The sequence below is a fragment of the Streptomyces ficellus genome (genome assembly GCF_009739905.1).
GTDB classification, from domain to species: Bacteria; Actinomycetota; Actinomycetes; order Streptomycetales; family Streptomycetaceae; genus Streptomyces; species Streptomyces ficellus_A.
The window spans coordinates 2,715,691-2,738,553 of record NZ_CP034279.1 but is presented as its reverse complement, the minus strand read 5'-3'; the positions used below and the strand labels follow the sequence as shown (position 1 = coordinate 2,738,553).

Sequence of the window (22,863 nt, the reverse complement as noted above, 5' to 3'; positions counted from 1 at the left end):
CCCCGCGTGACGGCGCCCCCGGAGGCGGTCAGACGGCCCGCCCGGCGCGCAGCTCCAGGCGCGCGCCGGGGAAGGAACCGCACAGGCGCCGGTCGTGCGTCACCACGACCACCGCCCCCTCGTACGCGGCGAGCGCCTCCTCCAGCTCCTCCACCAGGCCCGGCGCCACGTGGTTCGTCGGCTCGTCCAGGACGAGGAGGTCCGCGGGGCGCGTCACCAGGCGGGCCAGCTCCAGCCGCCGCCGCTGGCCCACGGACAGGTCGGCAAGCGGCACCGGCAGGTCCTCCTCCCGGAACAGCCCCAGCGCCATCAGCTCCTCCGCGTGGTCCTCCGGGACACCCGGGCGGCCCGCCGCGTACGCCGCCAGCAGGGGCCGGCGCGACGGCCGCGCGGGCAGCTCCTGCGGCAGGTAGCCCACCCGCGCCGGGCGGCGCACGGTGCCCGCGTCCGGGCGCAGGTCCCCGGCGATCACCCGCAACAGGGTCGTCTTCCCGGCCCCGTTCGGGCCGGTCACCAGCAGCCGGTCGCCCGCCCCGACGGTCAGGTCCGCCACCTCCAGCCGGTCGCCGACGACCACGCCCTCCAGCTCCACCGCCACGTCCTCGATGTGCTCCGCCACCAGCCGGGGCGCGAACCGCAACGGCCGCGGCGGCGCCGGCACCGGCTCGCGCCGCAGCCGGTCCAGCCGCCGGCGCGCCGCGCCGACCCGGCCGGACAGCTTCGCCTCGTGCGACCTCCGGTGCTTGCCGAAGCCCTGGCGCGGGTCCTTGCCCGACGCGGCCAGCCGCTGCCCGGCCGCCTCCACCAGGGCCTCGGTCGCCGCCACGTCGTCCAGCCACTCCTGGTGGTCCAGCTCCCAGCGCCGGCGGGCGGCGGCCTTCGCCGTCCGGTAGCCGGCCCAGCCGTCGCCGTAGCGGGTCACCGCCCGGGTGTCCCGGTCCACCTCCAGGATCGCGGTGGCGACCGCCTCCAGGAACAGCCGGTCGTGCGTCACGGCCAGCACCGTGCCGCGGTGCGCCCGCAGCCGCTCCTCCAGCCAGCCGGTGGCCCGCGCGTCGAGGTGGTTGGTCGGCTCGTCCAGCAGCAGCAGCTCCGCGCCCGAGGCCAGCGCGCAGGCCAGCGCCAGGCGCGACTGCTCGCCGCCGGACAGCGACCCGAGCCGCCGCCCCCGGTCGACGTGCCCGACGCCCAGCCCGTGCAGGGCGGCGTCGACGCGGGCGTCCGCCTGGTAGCCGCCGCGCTCCTCGTACGCGCTCAACAGCTCGCCGTAGGCGGCCAGTTCCGCTTCCGAGGCGTCCGCGAGGGCCGCCTCCGCGTCCCGCAGCCGCCGTTCCATCGCCCGCAGCTCGGCGAGCGAGGCGTCCACGGCGTCCCGCACGGTCGCGGCCGGGTCGAGGTCCAGCGTCTGCGCGAGATGGGCCACCCCGCCGGGGAAGCGGACCGTCACCTCACCGCCGTCGGGGGCCTCGCGGCCCGCGAGCAGCCGCAGCAGGGTGGACTTGCCGGAGCCGTTCTCCCCGATGACGCCGAGCTTCTCGCCGGGGCGGACGGTGAAGGTGACACCGTCGAGGACGGACCTGTCCCCGTACGCCTTGGAGACGTCCTTGACGGTGAGCTGAGAGGGATCGTGGGCGGAAACACGCATGGTTCTTTCCCTGATGTCCGGGTTCGGGCAGGACGGGGCATGACAGGACGCCTACGCGTCCGCGCCCGGAATCAGAGAAAGAAGTAGTACGAACCCATGCACCCGAGTGTAGGGCGACCCCCGGCCGCGGCTCCACCGGAATAAGCCCGGGGCCGCCGCGGCGGGGTCAGCTCAGGGGGCCCGGGCTCAGGGGGCCCGGGCTCAGGGGGTCCGACGTGAAGTGCCGCACCCGGAGCGGGGCGAGGAGGTACTCGTCCTCGCCCGGCAGGACCACGGCCTGGTCACGCCAGTGCTCACCGGCGTAAGCGGCCAGGTCCCGCTCGCCGCGCCAGCGGCTGACGTACAGCAGCGAGTCGGGCGGCCCGAGCAGCACCTCGTGGTCGAGCAGGCCCGGATGCTGGGCGGGGAACTCGCGCACCGCCGAGACGATCATGTCGCGGAACTCCTCGAACCGTTCCGGACGTACCCGCGCTTCGCTCACCCTGATGATCACGGTCGTCTTCCCTCGGTCGGCCTGCTCGGGACGGTACCGCTCAGACGTCGCGCGCTTCCGGCGCCGGAGTGAGACCCGTCGGGCACGACACTCCCCAGTTGGTCTCGAACGGAGCGTCCAGTGTGACGCCCGTACCGCCGATGCCGCAGTAGCCGTCCGGGTTCTTGTCCAGGTACTGCTGGTGGTAGCCCTCGGCCGGGTAGAAGACGCGGTCGGCGGCCGGGAGGATCTCCGTGGTGATCGTGCCGAACCCGGCGCCGGTCAGCACCTGCTGGTAGGCGTCGCGGGAAGCCTCGGCGGCCTGCGCCTGGGCGGCGGAGTGCGTGTGGATCGCCGAGCGGTACTGCGTGCCGACGTCGTTGCCCTGCCGGAAGCCCTGGGTGGGGTCGTGCGACTCCCAGAAGAGCTTCAGGAGCGTGCCGTAGGAGACGGCCGACGGGTCGAAGACCACGCGGACGACCTCCGTGTGGCCCGTCAGGCCGGAGCAGACCTCCTCGTACGACGGGTTTTGCGTGTAGCCGCCCTGGTAGCCGACGAGGGTGGTCCACACGCCCTCGGCCCGCCAGAACTTCCGCTCGGCGCCCCAGAAACAGCCCAGTGCGAAGTCCGCGACCTCCAGGCCGTCCGGGTAGGGGCCGAGGAGCGGGTTGCCGAGGACGGTGTGGCGGTCGGGAACGGTGAAACCGGGCTCCGGCCGGCCGCGGAGGGCCTGGTCGGGGGTGGGGAGCACGGGGGTGCGGCCGAACAGCATGACGGGTGACTCCTTCGCGGTGGCGGCACCGGGGCCAACGCTCCGGCGCCCGCCCCTATTCCGGCCCGGGTCAGTGCGGGAGCGTCGCCGGGCTGCCGCCGTTCGCCTCGTAACCCGCCACCGCGAGCGCCCGGTAGACCGCGTACTCCGCCGCCGGGTCCTCGTTCAGCGTCCACGGCAGCGCGCCGATGTGGCCGTCCACGTGGACCAGCTGGTGCATGGCCTCCGACCAGCGTTCCGCCCGTACCAGGAAGTGGATCAGCAGGTGGCGGACGTGCGCCAGCATCGGGTCGTCCGGGCGGGCCGAGTGCACCGCGTACAGGGCGCCCTCCATGGCCCGGGACACGACCTCCGTGCCGTAGAAGTCCCGCACCAGCGCCACCTCGGGCAGGTGCTCGAAGACGGCGAACAGCGGCAGCGCGGCGAGGAGCGAGCCCTGCGGGGCGCGCGCGGCGGCCGCGGTCGCGAACCGGTCCGCGTCCTTGCGTGAACCGTGCCACTTCTCGCACCAGTAGTGCAGGGCAGCCAGGTGCGCGCCCATGTGCTGCGGCGCGCGATCGATGATCTTCGCCCAGACCTGGTCGAACCGCTCGTGCGGATAGCCGAGCCCACGGGCGACGGCCAGTTCCACGATGTACGGGACGGGGTCGCCGGGCGCCAGCAGCGCCGCCTGCTCGCAGACCGCGCGCGCCTCCTCCAGGATGATCCGGAAGTCGTCCGTACCGGCCGACGACGACCGCCACGCCTGCTGCACCAGGAACTCGGCGTGCACCGCGGCCCCGCCCGGGTCCTTCGGCTTCTCCGCACGCCAGGCCCGCAGCCACGCGCCGCCCTCGCCCGGCCGCTGCGCCAGCTCCAGCGACGCGGCGCCCGCGAAGGCCTGCACCCGCTGCCAGCGCACCTCGCCGTCCTTGTCGGTGCCCGCCAGCAGCTGCGACGCGGCCCGCCAGTCCTGGGTGCGCTGCACCACGTCCAGCACGTCGAGGAGGTCCTGGTCCGGCCCCGGCATCCGCAGGTCCAGGTGCTCCTGGCGCACGAAGCCGTACGCGCTCGGGTCGGCGGCGTCCGGCGAACCGGGCGCGACCAGCCGGATGCCGTCGCCACCACGGCGGCGCATCAGCCAGGGCACGACGATCACGCCGATCAGGCCCATCGCGAACAGGAACCACAGGATCTCCATGCGCCCATTGTCCCGTACCCGTCCGGTGTCCCCGACGGTCCGGTGCAAGGCCGTGCGCCCCGAACCGTCCGGCGACCGGAAAGCGTCCCGTGCGAGGTGCCCGGCCGGGACTACGCTCGGGCCCATGAGCGACGACAACACCCACCAGAACTTCGAGACCCGCGCCATCCACGCGGGCAACACCGCCGACCCGCTGACCGGCGCGGTCGTCCCGCCCATCTACCAGGTGTCCACCTACAAGCAGGACGGTGTGGGCGGCCTGCGCGGCGGCTACGAGTACAGCCGCAGCGCCAACCCCACGCGCAGCGCCCTGGAGGAGAACCTGGCCGCGCTCGAGGGCGGCCGGCGCGGTCTCGCCTTCGCCTCCGGCCTCGCCGCCGAGGACTGCCTGCTGCGCACGCTCCTCGTCCCCGGCGACCACGTCGTCATCCCGAACGACGCCTACGGCGGCACCTTCCGCCTGTTCGCGAAGGTCGCCTCGCGCTGGGGCGTCGAGTGGTCGGTCGCCGACACCTCCGACGCGGCCGCGGTGCGCGACGCGATCACCGACCGTACGAAGGCGATCTGGGTCGAGACGCCGTCGAACCCGCTGCTCGGCATCACCGACATCGAGGCCCTCGCGGGCGTCGCCCGCACGGCGGGCGTCAAGCTCGTCGTCGACAACACCTTCGCCAGCTCCTACCTCCAGCAGCCGCTGGCGCTGGGCGCGGACGTCGTCGTCCACTCGCTGACCAAGTACATGGGCGGCCACTCCGACGTCGTGGGCGGCGCCCTGGTGACCGCCGACGAGGCGCTCGGCGAGGAACTGGCGTACCACCAGAACGCGATGGGCGCGGTCGCCGGGCCGTTCGACTCGTGGATCGTGCTGCGCGGCATCAAGACGCTGGCGGTACGCATGGACCGGCACAGCGAGAACGCGACCCGCGTCGCCGAGATGCTGACCCGGCACCCCAAGGTCACCTCCGTCCTCTACCCGGGCCTGCCCGACCACCCGGGCCACGAGGTCGCCGCCAAGCAGATGCGCAGCTTCGGCGGCATGGTGTCCTTCCGCGTCCAGGGCGGCGAGGAGGCGGCCGTGGAGGTGTGCAACCGGGCCAAGCTCTTCACGCTGGGCGAGTCCCTGGGCGGTGTCGAGTCGCTGATCGAGCACCCGGGCCGGATGACGCACGCCAGCGTCGCCGGTTCGCTCCTGGAGGTCCCGGGCGACCTGGTGCGGCTTTCGGTCGGCATCGAGAACGTCGACGACCTGCTGGAGGACCTGCGCCAGGCACTGGGCTGAGCCGCCGCGCGGGGGTAGCCGAGGCACCGGTGGCCGGGCCGGCGGTCGGGCGTTGGTGGCCGGACCGCCCGCCCGGCCGCCGGACACGCGCCCTCGCGTCACCAGCCCCGGAACGGGGGCGTGACGCCCGACGGCGGCGTCCGCCATGGTTCGGCCACCGACGCCCAGACCGTGAAGGCGACCGCCGCCGCCGTGAGGAGCACCCACAGGGCGCGGCGCAGCAGCCGTGCCCGGTGCAGGGCGCGGGTGCCGCGGCTGACCGCGCGGGGGAGCAGGTCCGGCGGGACGTGGACGTGCGCCGGGGCGTCGAGGAGGCGGCGGACCTCGTCCTCCTTGCGGTCGTAGCCGTTCACGACGCCCTCCGCAGCACGGTGACCGCCCGCGTACACGTCGCCCGCACCCGGTCCACCGGGAGGCCCAGCAGCGCCGCCGTCTGTTCCTCGGCGACGCCCTCGTACAGGCGCAGCACGACGACGAGCCGTTCCAGCGGGGTCAGCGGCGAGAGCAGGCCGCCGCGCGGGCGGTGGAAGCGCCGGGCCGCGCGGGCGAACCGGCTGGCCAGTTCCCGGCGGGTGAGGTCGTACGGGTCCTCGCCGCGCAGCCGGTCCCAGCGGGCGTACGTGGCCGCCAGCGCGGCGGTCAGCAGGGCCTGGGCGCGGGGGGCGCGGCCGGGGGGCTCGGTCGTCAGGAGCGTGGCGGCGTGCAGCAGCCGGCCCGCCGCGCCCGCGACGTAGGCCTCGAAGTCCCGCTCCCGGGCGTGGGCGAGCCGTACCGGGGCCGGATGCCGTCGCCGCTCGTCCACGTCCTCATATCAGGCCAGGCGCCCGGCCCGGGTCAAGAGGCGGGAGCCGCCTCCGTCTCCCGCTCGGCCGGGGGCAGGCCGGCCTGCCGGGCGGACAGCGCGGAGTTGAAGCGGGTGAGCAGCGTGCAGAACGACTCGCGCTCCGCCTCCGTCCAGCCCTCCGTCACCTGCGCCATCAGGTCGCGCCGCGAGGAGCGGACCTCCTCCAGGCGGGCCTGGCCGCGCGGCGACAGCTGGAGGACGACGGCACGGCCGTCCTCCGGGTGCGAGGTCCGCTTGACCAGTCCGGTGTCGACCAGCGGCGCGACCTGGCGGGTGACGGTGGACGAGTCGATGCCCATCCCCGCCGCCAGCGCCTTCACCCCCATCGGGCCCTCCTGGTCGAGCCGGTTGAGGAGCAGGTAGGCGGCGCGGTCCATGGAGTTGCGGAGCTGACCGGTGCCGCCGAGGCGGGTCTGCTCGGCCCGCCGGGCGAAGACGGCCACCTGGTGCTGGAGCGCGTCGAGGAGACCGTGGTCGCCCGGGGGCTCGGGGGCCGTCCCGGGGGAGACAGGCGCAGGAGTCGTCATGTCCTGAGATGTGGGCATGGCTGCGGGGCTCTCTCGTGCGGTGGTGGTCGGTTGGTGGGGGACAGAGTACGCGGCCCGGTGCGCCTTGGGACCGGCGCTGCCCAAACGTGATGAGCGGGAACCGGGGCTCGAGCCGGGGTGCGGGCTGAGCTGCGAGACTTGCCGTCATGAGCTTCGGTACGCCTTACCCCTCACACCCGCTGATCCTCGACGACGTCCGCGGGGCGCAGAAGATGCTGTCCGGGGTGGCCAGAGTGACCCCCATGGAGGGCAGCCGGCACCTGTCGCGGCTGGTGGGCTCGCCGGTGCACTTCAAGTGCGAGAACCTCCAGCGGACCGGGTCGTTCAAGCTGCGGGGCGCGTACGTGCGGATCTCGGGGCTGCGCCCGGAGGAGCGGGCGGCCGGGGTGGTGGCGGCGTCGGCGGGCAACCACGCGCAGGGCGTCGCGCTGGCCTCGTCGCTCCAGGGCGTGCGGTCCACGGTGTTCATGCCGGTCGGCGCCCCGCTGCCGAAGGTGGCGGCGACGCGGGAGTACGGGGCGGACGTGCGGCTGCACGGGCACGTCGTCGACGAGACGCTGGCGGCGGCGCAGGAGTACGCGCACGACACGGGCGCGGTGTTCATCCACCCCTTCGACCACCGCGACGTCATCGCCGGACAGGGCACGGTGGGGCTGGAGATCCTCGAACAGTGCCCTGAGGTGCGGACGATCGTCGTCGGGGTCGGCGGCGGCGGGCTGGCCGCGGGCATCGCGGTGGCGGTGAAGGCGCTGCGGCCGGACGTGAAGGTGATCGGCGTGCAGGCGGAGGCCGCGGCGGCGTACCCGCCCTCGCTCGCGGCGGGCCACCCGCTGGCGGTCGACTGCTCGCCCACGATGGCGGACGGCATCCAGGTCGGGCGCCCCGGGGACGTGCCCTTCGGGATCGTCCGGGAGCTGGTGGACGAGGTGCGCACGGTGTCGGAGGACCGGTTGTCCTCGGCGCTGCTGCTGTGCCTGGAGCGGGCCAAGCTGGTCGTCGAACCGGCAGGTGCGAGCCCGGTGGCGGCGCTGCTGGACGCGCCGGAGACCTTCGCCGGCCCGGTGGTCGCGGTGCTGTCGGGCGGGAACGTGGACCCGCTGCTGATGCAGCGCATCCTGCGCCACGGCATGGCCGCCGCCGGCCGCTACCTGAGCCTGCGGCTGCGCCTGCCGGACCGGCCGGGCGCCCTGGCGAACCTGCTGGGCGTGCTGTCGGTCACCAACGCCAACGTCCTGGACGTCGGGCACGTACGCACCGACCCCCGGCTCGGGCTGACGGAGGTGGAGGTGGAGCTGCACCTGGAGACGAAGGGGCCCGAGCACTGCGAGGAGGTCGCCTCGGCGCTGCGCGCGGCGGGATACACGGTGCTGTCCTGACGGACCGTGGGCCCGACAATTGCCGGGCGCCGGGCGCCCGGCATCCCTACGCTCAGGGGTAGCGATTCACCCATCCCATGGGAGACCCCACATGCCAGGCGCAATTCACGCCGAAGGTCTGGTGAAGACCTTCGGCGACGTACGGGCTCTGGACGGCGTGGACCTCGACGTCCCCGAAGGGACCGTTCTGGGGCTGCTCGGCCCCAACGGTGCCGGCAAGACCACCGCCGTGCGCGTTCTCACCACCCTGCTCCGACCCGACAGCGGCAAGGCGGTCGTGGCGGGCATCGACGTCCTCAAGCATCCCAACGAAGTCCGCCGGGCGATCGGCCTGTCGGGCCAGTTCGCAGCCGTGGACGAGTACCTCACCGGCCGCGAGAACCTCCACATGGTCGGCCAGCTCTACCAGATGTCCAGCAAGGCCGCGAAGGTCCGCGCGGCCGAGCTGCTGGAGCGGTTCAACCTCGCCGACGCCGCGGACCGGACCGCCAAGACCTACTCCGGCGGCATGCGGCGCCGTCTCGACCTCGCCGCCGCGCTCGTGGTGTCGCCGCCCGTGATGTTCATGGACGAGCCGACCACCGGCCTCGACCCGCGCAACCGGCAACAGCTGTGGGACGTCATCCAGGACCTCGTCGCCGGCGGCACCACCCTGCTGCTGACCACGCAGTACCTGGAGGAGGCCGATCACCTGGCCCACGACATCTGCGTGGTCGACCACGGCAAGGTGATCGCCCGCGGCACGGCCGACCAGCTCAAGGTCCGCACGGGCGGCGAGCGCGTCGAGGTCGTCGTCCACCGGCCCGACGAGATCGACCCCGCCCGCGCGGTCCTCGCCGGATTCGGCAAGGGCGAGGTCGCGGTGGAGACGCACACCCGCAAGCTCACCGTCCCCGTCACCGGCGGCGCCAAGCTGCTGGCCGAGGTCATCCGTGAACTGGACTCGCGCGGGGTCGAGATCGACGACATCGGGCTGCGCCGCCCGACCCTCGACGACGTGTTCATCTCGCTGACCGGCCACGCCGCCGAGCTGGCCGACGAGGAGAACGGCGACGCCGGCACCCGGCGCAAGGGAGACCGCAAGAACGACCGCAAGGGCGACGGCAAGAACGACCGCAAGGGCGACAGCGGGGATCACCGGAAGAACGACGGTGGGGATCACCGCGATAACGACTGCGAGGAGGCCGCGAAATGAGTGCCGTGTCCGACACCGCCCCACGGCTCGCCGCCCCCAAGCCGCGCGGCGGCATCGCCCAGTCGATCGCCGACTCCCTCGTCGTCGCCCGGCGCAACCTGATCCGGATGTCCAGGATCCCGGAGATGGTGATCTTCGGACTGATCCAGCCGATCATGTTCGTGGTGCTGTTCAGCTACGTCTTCGGCGGCTCGATGAACATCGGCGGCTCCACCGACCCCGACGTCTACCGCAACTTCCTGATGGCCGGCATCTTCGCCCAGACCGTCACCTTCGCCACGGCCGGCGCGGGCGCGGGCATCGCCGACGACATGCACCGGGGCCTGATCGACCGGTTCCGGTCCCTGCCGATGGCCCGCGGGGCGGTCCTCACCGGGCGTACGCTCGCCGACCTCGTCCAGACCGCGCTCACCGTCGTCGTCCTCGCGATCGTCGCCCTGCTCGTCGGCTGGCGCATCCACGAGGGCGTGCCCAAGGCGATCGGCGCGTTCGCGCTGCTGCTCCTGCTCGGGTACGCGTTCTCCTGGATCGGCGCCCTGATCGGCCTGTCGGTGCGGACGCCCGAGGCGGCCACGTCCGGCGGGCTGATCTGGCTGTTCCCCGTGACGTTCGTGTCCAACGCGTTCGTGGACTCGTCGCAGATGACGCCGTGGCTCCAGCACGTCGCCGAGTGGAACCCCTTCAGCGCGACCGTGCAGGCCTGCCGCGAGCTGTTCGGCAACCCCGGCGTCTCGGAGTCCACCGCCTGGCCGATGCAGCACCCGGTCTGGGCCTCGGTCATCTGGTCGGTGGTGATCATCGCGGTGTTCCGCACGCTGGCGGTGCGCAAGTACCGCTCGGCGGCGTAACACGCGAGAAGGGCCGGGCCGCGCGTCGTGCGCGGCCCGGCCCTTCGTACGTACCGGCCGGGCGGCCGGCAGGGCGTGTACGGGGCGACGGGCGGACGGTCAGCCCGAGTAGGGCTTCGCGTCGAGGATCTTCACCGACGCCTTCTTGCCGTTCGGCAGCTCGTACTCGGCGTCCTCGCCGACCTTCTTGCCGTTGACGCCCGAGCCGAGCGGCGACTGCGGGGAGTACGTCTCGATGTCCGAGCTCGCGTACTCGCGCGAGGCGAGCAGGAAGTCCAGGGTGTCGTCCGGGTCACCGTCGAACGCGATCGTGACCACCATGCCGGGCGCCACGACGCCGGTCTCCGCGGGAGCCTCGCCCACCTTCGCGTGCTCCAGGAGCTGGGTCAGCTGGCGGACGCGCAGCTCCTGCTTGCCCTGCTCCTCCTTGGCCGCGTGGTACCCGCCGTTCTCGCGCAGGTCGCCCTCCTCGCGCGCAGCCGCGATCTTGGCGGCGATCTCGGTTCGCGCGGGACCAGACAGGTACTCCAGCTCGGCCCTGAGCTGGTTGTACGCCTCCTGGGTGAGCCAGGTGACGTTGTCGCTGGTCTGGGTCACAGGTGCTCCTCGTCGGTACTGGATATACAAAGCATCGCCCTACCCAGAAGGATTGTGCCTTCCTGGATGGGCGAAACCACGAGCCTAACAATTTCGGCGGGGAAGGGGGAGGACGAAAGCCTCGGAATCTACGTCCGCGCAGGTCACGAGGTGAACACGGACGGGACGGGTGGCGCGTCTACTGCGCGGAGCAGCCGAGCAGCTCCACGCTGGTCGCCTGTGCCGTCGTACGTACGGTGACGACCTCGTCGATCCGGTCGTCGGCCTGGTCGAAGCGGACGTCCTTGTGACCCACCTCGCGGCCGTCCTCCGCGAGGGCGCGCAGCGTGCAGGAACCCCGCGCGTCCCGGTCCTTGCGCACCTCCAGGTGCGCCTGCACCCGGTCCTCGGCCGAGACGTCGAACTTGATCATCTCGGCGCTGAGGCTCTGGCCCGCGACGTAGTCGTAACCGAACCAGCCGACCAGGGCGAGCATCGCGACGCCCAGCACCGAACCGACGATCTTGAGCTTGCGGTCGGCGCGCTCGTCCGCCGAGCGGCCGTAACGGCCTTCGGGGAGCCCTTCCCGCACCGCGCTCATGATCGTTCCTTTCCTGGGCCGGACGGCGGAATTTTCCGCCCCCCGATTCCGTCACTATAGAAGCCGCCTGATGTGACCATTCATTGAGGATCGAGTCTTGACTGAGCAGCTGCGACTGATGGCCGTTCACGCCCACCCCGACGACGAGTCGAGCAAGGGCGCGGCGACGATGGCCAAGTATGTGTCCGAGGGGGTGGACGTGCTGGTCGTGACCTGCACCGGGGGCGAGCGCGGCTCCATCCTCAACCCGAAGCTCCAGGGCGACCCGTACATCGAGGAGAACATCCACGAGGTGCGCCGCAAGGAGATGGACGAGGCCCGCGAGATCCTCGGCGTCAAGCAGGAGTGGCTGGGCTTCGTCGACTCGGGCCTGCCCGAGGGCGACCCGCTGCCGCCGCTCCCGCAGGGCTGCTTCGCGCTGGAGGACGTCGACAAGGCCGCCGGACGGCTGGTGAGGTCGATCCGGGCGTTCCGTCCGCAGGTCATCACCACGTACGACGAGAACGGCGGGTACCCGCACCCCGACCACATCATGACCCACAAGATCACGATGGTGGCGTTCGACGGCGCGGCGGACGCCGAGAAGTACCCGGAGTCGGAGTTCGGCCCGCTCTGGCAGCCGCTGAAGGTCTACTACAACCAGGGCTTCAACCGTCCGCGCACCGTCGCCCTGCACGAGGCGCTGGAGTCCCGCGGCCTGGAGTCCCCGTACGGGGAGTGGCTGAAGCGCTGGGAGGAGTTCGAGCGCGTCGAGCGGACGCTGACCACGCACGTCCCCTGCGCCGACTTCTTCGAGATCCGCGACAAGGCGCTGATCGCGCACGCCACGCAGATCGACCCGGACGGCGGCTGGTTCCGCGTCCCGATGGAGATCCAGAAGGAGGTCTGGCCGACCGAGGACTACGAGCTGGCCAAGTCCGTGGTGGGTACCTCCCTCCCCGAGGACGACCTCTTCGCGGGCGTCCGCGACAATGCCTGACATGAGCGCACACCTGGCACTGACCCAGCTCGTCCCGTTCGCCGCCAAGGAACTCGACGAGAACAAGGTGACCCCCGGCGTCCTCGGTTTCATCGTCTTCGCGGTCATGGCCGTGGGCGTATGGCTGCTGATGAAGTCGATGAACCGCCACATGGGCAAGGTCGACTTCGAGGAAGCCCCGGAGGCCCCGGACGCCCCCGGAGCCCCGAAGGCCCACGCGGCCACCGCACCGGACACCGGCAAGGGCGCCCGCTAGGGACCCGTTAACCCGGCGCGGCCCCGGCGGGGGCGGTACGCGGCGGGGTGCTGGGCCCAGGGCCGTGGGCCCGCGGACACGCCGGCGGAACCGGGCGCCCACGCCCGGGGCCGCCGGCTTTCGGGCTCCGGGCGCGAGGCACGTCGCAGCGGCGGTGCGGTTCGTAGCCGCCCGGGTACGCGACGGCTCGGGTACGCGCTGTGGTGGGTGCCGCGGCGCTGCGGCGCCGGGTACGCGGTGGCCAGCCCGGGCACGCGACGGCTCGGGTACGCGTCGGGCGGCGCCGCGGTGCATCCGGACCCCGCTGTGGTGGGTGCCGCGGCGCCGGGTGCCGCGTACGCGGCGACCGTGCGCGGCGGCCCCGTCTCCGCGACGGCCCGGCCGGGCCGGTCCGGCCGCCGAGCCGGGCGTCATGGGGTGGTGAGGGCGTCCGGGTCCGTGGGGACGCCCATGACTTCCCGGGCGTGGCGGCCGGGGGTGAGGCCCAGGGGCCAGGCCTGCCAGGGCGCTTCGAGGCGGACGCCCCGCTCCAGGACCAGGGACCAGGCGGGCAGGGCGTCCTCCAGGCGTGGGTCGCGGGCCGGGTGGCCGGCGGCCGCGAGGGCCGTCAGCTCCTCCTGGGCGACGACCGTGCCGACCTCCACCCCGCCCGGCGAGGCGTACGGCAGCATCGTGCACCGCAGGAAGCGGGCCCAGTCCGCGCCGCGGAGGTCGCCGTACGAGCCGAACAGGCCGTTCGCCTCGTCGCACAGGGCGAGCGCCTGCGGGGCCCGGCCGTTGCCCGCGTCGATGACCGCCAGCTCCAGGCACGTCCAGGCCTCGCCGTGGGCCACGCCGATACGGCGGAAGTCCGCGCGGGCGTCCACCAGCAGCTGGCGGGCGAAGCCCGAGTTGCGGAGGTTGCCGGTCCGGGCGGCGCGCTGGTCGCGGGTGGCCCGGCCCGCGTGGTGGCGGGCGCACGCCAGGCCGTACACGTCCCGCATGCGGGAGAACATCGCGCGGGCCCGCTCCAGCTCCCGTACCGCCTCGTCGGTGTCGCCCCGGTCCTCCAGCGCCTGGCCCAGGTAGTACAGCGTCCAGGCCTCCCCGCGGGCGTCCTCGTTGTCCCGGTGCCGGGACAGGGCCGTACGCAGCTGCTCGGCCGCCGGGGCCGGGTCGCCGTCGACCAGGCGGGCCCGACCCAGCTGGGTCAGCGCCCAGGCCTCACCGCGCTCGTCGTGCGTCCGCCCGTACAGCTCCAGCGCGGCCCGCAGCTCCTCCTCCGCCCGCGGCACGTCGCCCATCCGCAGGCCGACCTGGCCCAGCTGGAAGTGCGCCCACGCCTCGCCGTGCAGCGACTCGGCCTCCCGGTGCAGAGCCAGCGCCGTGTCGAGCAGCCCGAGCGCCTCCGCGAGCCCCGCCCGGTCGCGCTCCACCGCCGCCAGGGCGTGCAGCGTCCACGCCCGGTCGGCCGCCAGCTCCGGCGGCGCCTGGAGCGCCAGCGCCTCGCGCAGCCGGGCGGCCGCCTCCGGCAGATTGCCCTGGTGGTGCAGCGTGATGCCCAACGAGCACAGCGCGAGCGCCGCCCCCGCGTCCTGATGGGCCTCCTGGTACTGCGACACCACCGAGGTCAAAGTCGTCCGCGCCGTGTCCAGCTCGCCCAGCTGGCGTGCCGCGATGCCCGTGCGCCACCGCACCAGCAGCCCCTGGTCCACCTGCTCCGTCAGCTGCTGGAGCTCGCCCAGCCGGTGCAGGTCGCCGCGCAGCAGGCAGTAGTCGCACAGCGCGCCCAGCAGGTCCAGCACCGTCTGCCGGCCCACGCCCTCCGCGCCGCGCAGCGCGGCCGTGATGAACGCCGACTCGTCGTCCAGCCAGCGCAGCGCCGCGTCCAGGGACACGAAGCCGTGCCCGTCGAACCGGGCGCCGTGGCCGGCGCGCGTGGACATCTTGCCGTCCACCATACGGATCACCGAGTCGGCGAGCTCCGCGTGGTTGCGGATCAGCCGCTCCTGCGCCGCGGCGACCGCGTCCGCGTCCTCCTCCTCGCGCAGCCGGGCCGCGGCGAACGCCCGTACCGCGTCGTGCAGCCGGAACCTCTCGCCCCGCACCTGGTCCAGCAGCCCCGCCCGGGCCAGCTCCCGCAGCCGCTGCCGCCCCTCCTCCTGACCCGCCGCCAGCAGCGCCGCTGCCGCCGCCGCACCGAGGGACGCCCGGCCCGCCAGCGTCAGGCGCCGCAGCAGCCGCCGCTGGTCGTCGTCCAGGTCCGTGGCGTAGCACGCCGCCAGGGCCCGCTCCACGGGGCCGCCCGGCCGGTCCGCCAGCAGCCGCACCACCTCGCCCACCGGCCGAGTGCCGGCCGCTGAGCCCGCCACCCGCAGCGCCAGCGGCAGCCCCGCGCACAGCTCCCGCAGCCGCTCCATGGCCTCCGCGTCGTACGGACCGGGGCCCGGGCCGCCGGCCGACTCCCGCAGCAACTCCTCGGCGCCCGCCACGTCCAGCCCGCCCACCGGCAGGTGGTGCACCCACGCCGGGGCGTCGTCCCCCAGCTCCAGCGGCTCCCGCGCCGTCACCAGCACCAGACCGTCCGAGCGCTCCGGGATCAGCGTGCGGACTTGGGCGGCGTCGTGCGCGTCGTCCAGCACCACCGTCACCGGCAGCCCCGTCAGGTGCTGGTGGTACGCCTCGGCCAGCCTGCGCACCTGCTGCTCCGCCGGCGACCGGTCGCGCGGGAGCAACCGCTCACGCGGCGCCCCCAGCCGGTTCAGCAGGTGCAGCAGCGCGTCCCGCGTCGTGAGCGGCGGCTCGTCGCCGCCCGCGCCGCGCAGGTCGACCAGGCACGCCCCGCGGAACAGGTCCCGCAGCCGGTGCGCCGCCCGGACGGCGAGGGCGGTGCGCCCCGCGCCCGGCTCGCCGTGCAGCACGACCACCACCGGCCGGGTCTCGGGCGAGGCCCGGGCCGCCCGCACCCACCGCTCGATCGTCTCCAGCTCCGCCCGCCGCCCCGCGAAGGGCGCGTCCGGCTCCGGCAGGTGCCCGTAGGACCGCTCCAGGGTGGCGCGCCGGCGGGCCATCGCGCTGCGGTCCAGCCCACGCAGCTGTGGCGCGGCCGCCGGCTCCGGCTGCTGCACGGCCGCGGCCAGGACCCGCTGCTGGTCCAGGAACGGGCGGATGCCCCGTACCTCCAGGGCCGTCAGCCACTGGAGCCGCAGCTGCTCCGGCCCGCCGGGGCGGCCCAGCGCCCCGGCGCGGCGGTGGGCGGCCGGCCAGTGCGCCGCCGTCGCCCGGACCACGGTCGCCGCGGCGCCGGCGACCGCGACCACTGCCCCGGCGCCCAGGGCGGTGCCCGCCGCGGTACCGAGTGCCAGGTCCGCGCCGGTCGCCGCCACCGCCGCGACGGCCGTCACCAGGGCGGGCGCCCCGACGGCCTGCCGGCTGAACCGCTCGGACAGCGGCGGGGCGCCCGCCTCCGCCTCCTCCAGCGCCGCCCTGTACGCCGCGTACTCCTCGGCGGAGCTCTCCGCCAGCGTGTCCAGCGCGTCCCGGCCCCGCGACAGCAGCGCCCCCGCGTCGGCCCGGCCGCCCGAGCGGCGGACCTCCTCCTCCACGGCGCGCGCCAACAGCCGCTCGGCCTCCGCGCGATGGTCCTCCCGCATCCCGGTCCCGCTCGTCCGCGCCGTCCGACTCATCCGCGTCCCCCTCCGCCGGTGATCACTCCCGGGACAAGTGTCCGCCGCACGGCTGTTCGGCGCGAGGCCTGTGGACAACCTGCCGACGCCCGAGGCGGGTGGTACCCGCATCCGGCAGGATGGGTGGTATGCCGAACCGACTGGCCCATGAGACGTCCCCGTACCTCCTCCAGCACGCCGACAACCCGGTCGACTGGTGGCCCTGGTCGGGCGAGGCCTTCGAGGAGGCCCGGCGGCGCGGGGTGCCCGTGCTGCTGAGCGTCGGGTACTCCAGCTGCCACTGGTGCCACGTCATGGCGCACGAGTCGTTCGAGGACGAGACGACCGCCGCGTACCTCAACGAGCACTTCGTGCCCGTCAAGGTCGACCGGGAGGAGCGGCCGGACGTGGACGCCGTGTACATGGAGGCCGTGCAGGCGGCCACCGGTCACGGCGGCTGGCCGATGACGGTGTTCCTGACGCCCGACGCCGAGCCGTTCTACTTCGGGACGTACTTCCCGCCCGCGCCCCGCCACGGCATGCCCTCGTTCCACCAGGTCCTCCAGGGCGTCGCGGTCGCCTGGGCCGACCGGCGCGAGGAGGTCGACGAGGTCGCCGGGAACATCGTGCGGGAACTGGCGGGGCGCTCGCTGGCCGTGGGCGGGGCCGGCGCGCCCGGTGAGCAGGAGCTCGCGCAGGCGCTCCTCGGGCTCACCCGCGACTACGACGACCGGCACGGCGGCTTCGGCGGGGCGCCGAAGTTCCCGCCGTCCATGGTGGTGGAGTTCCTGCTCCGCCACCACGCCCGCACCGGTGCCGAGGGCGCCCTCCAGATGGCCGCCGACACCTGCGAGGCGATGGCCAGGGGCGGCATCTACGACCAGCTGGGCGGGGGTTTCGCCCGCTACGCGGTGGACCGTGAGTGGGTGGTGCCGCACTTCGAGAAGATGCTGTACGACAACGCCCTGCTGTGCCGCGTGTACGCCCACCTGTGGCGCGCCACCGGCAGCGACCTGGCCCGCCGGGTCGCCCTGGAGACGGCCGACTTCATGGTGCGCGAACTGCGCACCGCCGAGGGCGGCTTCGCCTCCGCGCTCGACGCCGACTCTGACGACGGCACGGGCAGGCACGTCGAGGGCGCCTTCTACGTGTGGACGCCCGCGCAGCTGCGCGACGTCCTGGGCGAGGAGGACGCCGCGTACGCCGCGCAGTACTTCGGCGTCACCGAGGAGGGCACGTTCGAGGAGGGCTCCTCCGTGCTGCAACTGCCGCAGGGCGCCGGGGTGGTGGACGCCGAGCGCATCGAGGGCATCCGGCGGCGGCTGCTCGCCGCCCGTGACGAGCGGCCCCGGCCCGGCCGCGACGACAAGATCGTCGCCGCCTGGAACGGGCTGGCGATCGCCGCGCTCGCCGAGACCGGCGCCTACTTCGACCGCACCGACCTGGTCGAGCGGGCCACGGAGGCGGCCGACCTGCTGGTACGGCTCCACATGGACTCCGGCGCGCGGCTCACCCGCACCTCCAGGGACGGGCACGCCGGTGCCAACGCCGGAGTGCTGGAGGACTACGCCGACGTCGCCGAGGGCTTCCTCGCGCTGGCCGGCGTGACCGGCGAGGGGGTGTGGCTGGAGTTCGCCGGCTTCCTCCTCGACCTCGTGCTCGACCGGTTCACCGGCGAGGGCGGCGCCCTCTACGACACCGCGCACGACGCCGAGCAGCTGATCCGCCGCCCCCAGGACCCCACCGACAACGCCACCCCGTCCGGCTGGACCGCCGCGGCCGGGGCCCTGCTGTCGTACGCGGCCCACACCGGCTCCGAGGCGCACCGCACCGCCGCCGAGGGCGCCCTCGGCGTGGTCAAGGCCCTCGGGCCGCGTGCGCCCCGGTTCATCGGCTGGGGCCTCGCAGTCGCCGAGGCGCTCCTCGACGGCCCGCGCGAGGTCGCCGTCGCCGGGCACCCGGACGACGAGGCCGCCCGGGCCCTGCACCGCGCGGCCCTGCTCGGCACCGCTCCCGGCGCCGTCGTCGCCTTCGGTGTTCCGGACGGCGCGGGCGAGGAGTTCCCGCTGCTCAGGGACCGCCCCCTGGTCGACGGGCGGCCCGCCGCGTACGTCTGCCGGCACTTCACCTGCGACGCGCCTACCACGGATCCGGACGATCTGGCGGGCAAACTGGCCAACTGACGCCGGATACACAGTTTTTGCCCGGACACCTCCTGACTGTCAGTCTCTGCCTCTATTCTCGTCGGACAAAGGAGTGGAGACTCCACGCACGTTCTGGGGAGGGCGTGTGTGGACGTTGAACGAGGGCGTCGACGGCCAGGGGGGTCCTGCCGCGATTCGCCCCTGACATGTCTCTTGGGGAACGACCGCGCCACGGTGGCGTGCCGCCGGTGACCTCACCGGCCCGCGCACCTGCGTACGCCGTGGCGCGGCCGATGGGGGGAGTCTTTCCGTGCTCATTTCCGTGTCCGTCGCCGCCATATCGCTGGCGCTCTTCTGGATGGCCGCCTTCACCCTGTGGTGGCAGATGCACGCCTGGCGTACGCCCGAGACGCTGGCCGCCACCCGCTTCGAGAGCCCCGACGGGCAACAGGGGCTGTCCTTCTCGCTGTTGCTGCCCGCCCGCCACGAACAGCTCGTGCTGGAGCACACGATCGACCGGCTGCTGGAATCCAGCCACCGGGACTTCGAGATCATCGTGATAGTGGGACACGACGACCCGGAGACCGCCGAGGTCGCCGACCGGGCCGCGGCCCGCGACCCCGGTCGCGTGCGCGTCGTCGTCGACACCCACGAGACCAAGAACAAGCCCAAGGCCCTGAACACCGCCCTGCCGTACTGCCGGGGCGACGTCGTCGGTGTCTTCGACGCCGAGGACCAGGTCCACCCCGAGCTGCTCGCGCACGTCGACCACGCCTTCACCGCCACCCGCGCCGACGTCGTCCAGGGCGGCGTCCAACTGATCAACTTCCACTCCAGCTGGTACTCCCTGCGCAACTGCCTGGAGTACTTCTTCTGGTTCCGCTCCCGACTCCACCTGCACGCCGCCAAGGGCTTCATCCCGCTCGGCGGCAACACCGTCTTCGTCCGCACCGACGTCCTGCGGGAGGCCGGCGGCTGGGACCAGAACTGCCTCGCCGAGGACTGCGACCTGGGCGTCCGACTGTCCAGCACCGGCAAGAAGGTCGTCGTCGCGTACGACGCCGACATGGTCACCCGCGAGGAGACCCCCGGCACCCTGATGAGCCTGCTCAAACAGCGCACCCGCTGGAACCAGGGCTTCCTCCAGGTGTACCGCAAGAAGGACTGGCGCCAACTGCCCACCCTGGGACAGCGGATGCTCGCCCGCTACACCCTGATGACCCCGTTCATGCAGGCCTTCACCGGGATCATCATCCCGCTCAACGTGGCGATCGCGCTCTTCCTCGACGTGCCCATCGGCGTCGCCGTCATCACCTTCCTCCCCCTGCTGACGGCCATGGTCACCTTCGTCTTCGAGATCGTCGGACTGCACGACTTCGGCAGGCAGTACGGGCTGCGGGTGCGCTTCGCGCACTACCTGAAGCTCATCGCCGGCGGCCCCTTCTACCAGGTGCTGCTGGCCGGCGCGGCGGTCCGCGCCGTCTGGCGCGAGCAGCGCGGGCGCAACGAGTGGGAGCTCACCAGCCACGTCGGCGCCCACCTCGTCCGTGAGGAGGCCGCCCGGTGACCGCCACCCTGCCCGCGGCCCCCGCCGCCCCCGAACCCTCCACCGCCCCCGCGCGCCGCGGCAGCCGACAGCTCGTCACCCGGCCCGTGGTGCGCTTCCGCAGCTCCCGCCCCGACCTGCTGCTGTGCGGGGTGCTGCTCGTCGCGATCCTGGTCGTCCAGGGCTGGAACATCCAGCAGTACCCCACCCTCAGCGACGACGAGGGTACCTACCTCGCCCAGGCCTGGGCCGTGCAGAACGGCCGGGGACTCGCCCACTACACCTACTGGTACGACCACCCGCCGCTCGGCTGGATGCAGCTCGCCGCCCTCACCTGGATCCCGTCGCTGATCGCCCCCGACACGATGACCGTCGCCTCGATGCGCCTGGCGATGCTGCTGGTCAGCGCCGCCTCCGCGGTGATGCTGTACGTGCTGGCGCGCCGCCTGTGGCTGCCGCGCTGGGCAGCGGGCCTGGCCATGGTGCTGTTCGGGCTCTCCCCGCTGTCCGTCGTCCTCCAGCGCGAGATCTTCCTCGATAACCTCGCCGTGATGTGGATCCTGCTGGCGTTCTGCCTCGCCGCCTCACCCAGCAGACACCTCTGGCACCACTTCGGGGCCGGGATCGCCGCCGCCGTCGGCGTCCTCACCAAGGAGACGATGCTCGTCGTCCTGCCGGCGCTGCTGGTCACCATGTGGCGCCACAGCCACCGCGACACCCGCAAGTTCGCCGTCACCGGCGCGATCACCGCCTGCGCCCTGATCGGCTTCTCCTACCCGCTGTTCGCGCTGCTCAAGGGCGAGTTGCTGCCCGGCGACGGACACGTCTCACTGTGGGACGGCATCACGTACCAGATGAGCCGTCCCGGCTCGGGCTTCATCCTCACCGAGGGCACCGGCTCCAACGGGGTGCTCGACTCCTGGCTCTACTACGACCGGGTCCTGCCGGTCGGCGGCCTCGTCGGCGCCGCCCTGCTCCTGGCCACCGTCAGGTGGTCGGTCACCGCGCGGGCGCTGGCCGGACCCGCGCTCGCCGTCGCCGTCCTGGCGCTCGTCGCGATGCGCCCCTCCGGCTACCTGCCCGCCATGTACGTCATCCAGGCGCTGCCCTTCCTGGCCCTGGTCCTGGCCGGCGGCGCGGCGAGCGTCGCCCACGCCGTCCTGCGCAAGGGCCGCCGCACGCCCGGCCTCCTGCCGGTCCGCCGCGCGGTTGCCGTCCTGCTCGCCGCCTCCGCCGCCGCGTACATCGCCCCCCGCTGGTACGAGGGCGACCGCACCGCCATGACCGCCGACGCCAACGCCCCCTACCGGGCGGCCGCCGCCTGGCTCGCCGCCGAGGTTTCCGACCCGGCCCGCACACGCGTGCTCGTCGACGACGCGCTCTGGCTCGACCTCGTCCACGCGGGGTACGAACCCGGGCTCGGCGTCATCTGGTTCTACAAGGCCGACCTCGACCCGGCCGTGACGAAGACCCTGCCCCACGGCTGGCGCGACATCGACTACGTCGTCGCCTCCCCGACCGTGCGGCGCGACGCCCGTGACCTGCCCCGTGTGAAGGCCGCCCTGGAGCACTCGGCGCCCGTCGCCACCTTCGGCGAGGGCGAGGAACGGATCGAGATCCGAAGGATCACCCGGGACGGGACCACCACCGGGGACGCCCGCGCCGCAGACCGCGACAGCCGAGCGGAGGCCCCGTGACCATCCAGCCCACCGGCGCCGAACACCTCGCCCCGGCCACCGGCGACGTGCCCGAGCCGGGCGCCGTCACCGTCGTCGTCCCCACCTTCAACGAGTCCGCCAACGTACGGGAGCTGCTGCGCCGGATCGCCGCTTCCGTGCCCGACCGGCTGCCCTGCGAGGTGGTGTTCGTCGACGACTCCACCGACGACACCCCCGCCGTGATCGCCGACGCCGCACGCGACTGCCCCTTCCCCGTCTCCGTCATCCACCGCGACACCCCCGACGGCGGCCTCGGCGGCGCCGTCGTCGCCGGGATCGCGGCCGCCACCTCCGACTGGGTCGTCGTCATGGACGCCGACCTCCAGCACCCGCCCGCCCTCGTGCCCGACCTCGTCGCCACCGGCGAGAAGGAGGGCGCCGACCTGGTGGTCGCCAGCCGCTACCTGCCCGGCGGCAGCCGCGCCGGGCTCGCCGGCGGCTACCGCGTCGCCGTCTCGCGCGGGGCGACCTGGCTCGCCAAGGGACTGTTCCCGCGCGCCCTCGGCGGCATCAGCGACCCCATGAGCGGGTTCTTCGCGATCCGGCGCGGCACCGTGACCGCCGCCGCGCTCCGGCCGCTCGGCTACAAGATCCTGCTGGAGCTGGCCGTGCGGTGCCGCCCGGAGCGCGTCGCCGAAGTGCCGTTCGTCTTCGAGGAGCGCTTCGCCGGCGAGTCCAAGTCCACCGCCCGGGAAGGCCTGCGGTTCCTGCGGCACCTCGTCGGGCTGCGCACGGCGTCGCCGCTCGCCCGCATGGTGGTCTTCGGACTGATCGGCCTCACCGGCTTCGTACCGAACCTCGCCGCGCTGTACCTCCTGACCGGCGCCGGGTTGCACTACCTGCCCGCCGAGATCCTCGCCAACCAGTTCGGCGTCGCCTGGAACTTCCTCCTCATCGAGGGCCTGCTGTTCCGCGACCGCCGCCACCACCGTCACTGGGCCGACCGCGCGGGGCGCTTCGCGCTCCTCGCCAACGCCGACCTCGTCCTGCGCATCCCGCTGATCGCCCTGTTCGTCGGGCAGCTCCACATGGCGGTCCTGCCCGCCACCGCCCTCGCGCTGCTGACCACCTTCGTCCTGCGCTTCGCCGGCACCGAGGCCCTGGTCTACCTGCCCCGCAGAGCGCGCACGGCCCGCACGCGTACGGCCCGCACAGGAAGGAAACCCCGGTGAAACCGACCTCGGTCCCACGAACCCGAGCGAAACCGACCCCGGTGGGAAGGACACCGCGCCGGCGCCGC

General features: G+C 73.7%; 20 protein-coding genes. 10 read left to right on the top strand and 10 right to left on the bottom strand.

Annotated elements, in window-relative coordinates; translation table 11 throughout:
* Positions 1-28: 28 nt before the first annotated feature.
* The 4 genes from abc-f to EIZ62_RS11730 form a co-directional block, all read right to left on the bottom strand.
* Positions 29-1,645: a ribosomal protection-like ABC-F family protein gene (gene abc-f, locus EIZ62_RS11745; RefSeq protein WP_156692656.1), complete on the bottom strand. Its 1,617-nt coding sequence runs from the start codon at positions 1,643-1,645 to the stop codon at positions 29-31.
* Positions 1,646-1,811: 166 nt separating this feature from the next.
* Positions 1,812-2,138 carry an antibiotic biosynthesis monooxygenase gene (locus EIZ62_RS11740; RefSeq protein ID WP_156692655.1) on the bottom strand — a complete coding sequence of 109 codons (327 nt, stop codon included), beginning with the start codon at positions 2,136-2,138 and terminating at the stop codon, positions 1,812-1,814.
* A gap of 40 nt (positions 2,139-2,178) precedes the next feature.
* Positions 2,179-2,889 (bottom strand): peptide-methionine (S)-S-oxide reductase MsrA, encoded by a 711-nt coding sequence (msrA, locus tag EIZ62_RS11735; protein WP_156692654.1) that lies wholly within the window; start codon positions 2,887-2,889, stop codon positions 2,179-2,181.
* Between the two features lie 70 nt (positions 2,890-2,959).
* The gene (locus EIZ62_RS11730; protein WP_156692653.1) at positions 2,960-4,069 is read right to left on the bottom strand and encodes a hypothetical protein; all 1,110 of its coding nucleotides are present in this window, start codon (positions 4,067-4,069) and stop codon (positions 2,960-2,962) included.
* Between the two features lie 124 nt (positions 4,070-4,193).
* Between EIZ62_RS11730 and EIZ62_RS11725 the strand changes: the two genes are divergently transcribed.
* Positions 4,194-5,348 (top strand): cystathionine gamma-synthase, encoded by a 1,155-nt coding sequence (locus EIZ62_RS11725; protein WP_156692652.1) that lies wholly within the window; start codon positions 4,194-4,196, stop codon positions 5,346-5,348.
* Between the two features lie 98 nt (positions 5,349-5,446).
* Here the strand turns inward: EIZ62_RS11725 and EIZ62_RS11720 are convergent, their stop codons facing one another.
* From EIZ62_RS11720 to EIZ62_RS11710, 3 genes are read right to left on the bottom strand one after another with little or no spacing between them, the layout of a single operon-like run.
* Positions 5,447-5,701 (bottom strand): hypothetical protein, encoded by a 255-nt coding sequence (locus EIZ62_RS11720; RefSeq protein ID WP_156692651.1) that lies wholly within the window; start codon positions 5,699-5,701, stop codon positions 5,447-5,449.
* Entirely contained in the window at positions 5,698-6,150 is a 453-nt protein-coding gene (locus tag EIZ62_RS11715; protein WP_156692650.1) for a sigma factor-like helix-turn-helix DNA-binding protein, read from the bottom strand. The genes EIZ62_RS11720 and EIZ62_RS11715 overlap by 4 nt, the downstream gene beginning before the upstream one ends.
* Before the next feature lie 32 nt (positions 6,151-6,182).
* Positions 6,183-6,737: a MarR family winged helix-turn-helix transcriptional regulator gene (locus EIZ62_RS11710; RefSeq protein WP_425281812.1), complete on the bottom strand. Its 555-nt coding sequence runs from the start codon at positions 6,735-6,737 to the stop codon at positions 6,183-6,185.
* A 149-nt stretch (positions 6,738-6,886) separates the two neighbouring features.
* Between EIZ62_RS11710 and ilvA the strand changes: the two genes are divergently transcribed.
* The 3 genes from ilvA to EIZ62_RS11695 all read left to right on the top strand — a co-directional run bounded on the left by ilvA (position 6,887) and on the right by EIZ62_RS11695 (position 10,159).
* Entirely contained in the window at positions 6,887-8,116 is a 1,230-nt protein-coding gene (gene ilvA, locus EIZ62_RS11705) for a threonine ammonia-lyase (RefSeq protein WP_156692648.1), read from the top strand.
* A gap of 91 nt (positions 8,117-8,207) precedes the next feature.
* Positions 8,208-9,311, top strand: a complete 1,104-nt coding sequence (locus EIZ62_RS11700; protein WP_244375624.1) for an ATP-binding cassette domain-containing protein — start codon at positions 8,208-8,210, stop codon at positions 9,309-9,311.
* Positions 9,308-10,159: an ABC transporter permease gene (locus EIZ62_RS11695; RefSeq protein WP_156692647.1), complete on the top strand. Its 852-nt coding sequence runs from the start codon at positions 9,308-9,310 to the stop codon at positions 10,157-10,159. The genes EIZ62_RS11700 and EIZ62_RS11695 overlap by 4 nt, the downstream gene beginning before the upstream one ends.
* Before the next feature lie 99 nt (positions 10,160-10,258).
* On the opposite strand, the gene greA is transcribed toward EIZ62_RS11695, so the two are convergent.
* Entirely contained in the window at positions 10,259-10,756 is a 498-nt protein-coding gene (greA, locus tag EIZ62_RS11690) for a transcription elongation factor GreA (protein ID WP_156692646.1), read from the bottom strand.
* 178 nt (positions 10,757-10,934) lie between these two features.
* The gene (locus tag EIZ62_RS11685; protein WP_156692645.1) at positions 10,935-11,336 is read right to left on the bottom strand and encodes a DUF4307 domain-containing protein; all 402 of its coding nucleotides are present in this window, start codon (positions 11,334-11,336) and stop codon (positions 10,935-10,937) included.
* Between the two features lie 97 nt (positions 11,337-11,433).
* On the opposite strand from EIZ62_RS11685, the gene mca reads away from it, so the two are divergent.
* On the top strand, positions 11,434-12,315 hold the full coding sequence (gene mca, locus EIZ62_RS11680) for a mycothiol conjugate amidase Mca (RefSeq protein WP_156692644.1): 882 nt from the start codon (positions 11,434-11,436) through the stop codon (positions 12,313-12,315).
* A complete protein-coding gene (locus EIZ62_RS11675; RefSeq protein ID WP_156692643.1) occupies positions 12,308-12,571 on the top strand; it encodes a hypothetical protein in 264 nt (87 codons plus the stop codon). Before mca ends, EIZ62_RS11675 begins: the two co-directional genes overlap by 8 nt.
* Positions 12,572-12,981: 410 nt before the next feature.
* Here EIZ62_RS11675 and EIZ62_RS11670 read toward each other — a convergent pair whose 3' ends face one another.
* A complete protein-coding gene (locus EIZ62_RS11670) occupies positions 12,982-16,203 on the bottom strand; it encodes a tetratricopeptide repeat protein (RefSeq protein WP_156696345.1) in 3,222 nt (1,073 codons plus the stop codon).
* Positions 16,204-16,364: 161 nt separating this feature from the next.
* On the opposite strand from EIZ62_RS11670, the gene EIZ62_RS11665 reads away from it, so the two are divergent.
* From EIZ62_RS11665 to EIZ62_RS11650, 4 genes are all read left to right on the top strand, one after another.
* Positions 16,365-18,398 (top strand): thioredoxin domain-containing protein, encoded by a 2,034-nt coding sequence (locus tag EIZ62_RS11665; RefSeq protein WP_156692642.1) that lies wholly within the window; start codon positions 16,365-16,367, stop codon positions 18,396-18,398.
* Between the two features lie 271 nt (positions 18,399-18,669).
* Positions 18,670-19,926, top strand: coding sequence for a glycosyltransferase (locus EIZ62_RS11660; protein WP_156692641.1), 1,257 nt, complete (start codon positions 18,670-18,672; stop codon positions 19,924-19,926).
* Positions 19,923-21,602, top strand: a complete 1,680-nt coding sequence (locus EIZ62_RS11655; RefSeq protein WP_156692640.1) for an ArnT family glycosyltransferase — start codon at positions 19,923-19,925, stop codon at positions 21,600-21,602. Before EIZ62_RS11660 ends, EIZ62_RS11655 begins: the two co-directional genes overlap by 4 nt.
* Positions 21,599-22,795, top strand: coding sequence for a glycosyltransferase (locus EIZ62_RS11650; protein ID WP_156692639.1), 1,197 nt, complete (start codon positions 21,599-21,601; stop codon positions 22,793-22,795). The genes EIZ62_RS11655 and EIZ62_RS11650 overlap by 4 nt, the downstream gene beginning before the upstream one ends.
* Positions 22,796-22,863: the final 68 nt, after the last annotated feature.

Coding starts and splice junctions, on each gene's coding strand:
- abc-f (WP_156692656.1), bottom strand. CDS start 1,645: ATGCGTGTTTCCGCCCACGATCCCTCTCAGCTCACCGTCAAGGACGTC.
- msrA (WP_156692654.1), bottom strand. CDS start 2,889: ATGCTGTTCGGCCGCACCCCCGTGCTCCCCACCCCCGACCAGGCCCTC.
- EIZ62_RS11730 (WP_156692653.1), bottom strand. CDS start 4,069: ATGGAGATCCTGTGGTTCCTGTTCGCGATGGGCCTGATCGGCGTGATC.
- EIZ62_RS11725 (WP_156692652.1), top strand. CDS start 4,194: ATGAGCGACGACAACACCCACCAGAACTTCGAGACCCGCGCCATCCAC.
- EIZ62_RS11710 (WP_425281812.1), bottom strand. CDS start 6,737: ATGCCCACATCTCAGGACATGACGACTCCTGCGCCTGTCTCCCCCGGG.
- ilvA (WP_156692648.1), top strand. CDS start 6,887: ATGAGCTTCGGTACGCCTTACCCCTCACACCCGCTGATCCTCGACGAC.
- EIZ62_RS11700 (WP_244375624.1), top strand. CDS start 8,208: ATGCCAGGCGCAATTCACGCCGAAGGTCTGGTGAAGACCTTCGGCGAC.
- EIZ62_RS11695 (WP_156692647.1), top strand. CDS start 9,308: ATGAGTGCCGTGTCCGACACCGCCCCACGGCTCGCCGCCCCCAAGCCG.
- EIZ62_RS11685 (WP_156692645.1), bottom strand. CDS start 11,336: ATGAGCGCGGTGCGGGAAGGGCTCCCCGAAGGCCGTTACGGCCGCTCG.
- EIZ62_RS11675 (WP_156692643.1), top strand. CDS start 12,308: ATGCCTGACATGAGCGCACACCTGGCACTGACCCAGCTCGTCCCGTTC.
- EIZ62_RS11670 (WP_156696345.1), bottom strand. CDS start 16,203: ATGCGGGAGGACCATCGCGCGGAGGCCGAGCGGCTGTTGGCGCGCGCC.
- EIZ62_RS11665 (WP_156692642.1), top strand. CDS start 16,365: ATGCCGAACCGACTGGCCCATGAGACGTCCCCGTACCTCCTCCAGCAC.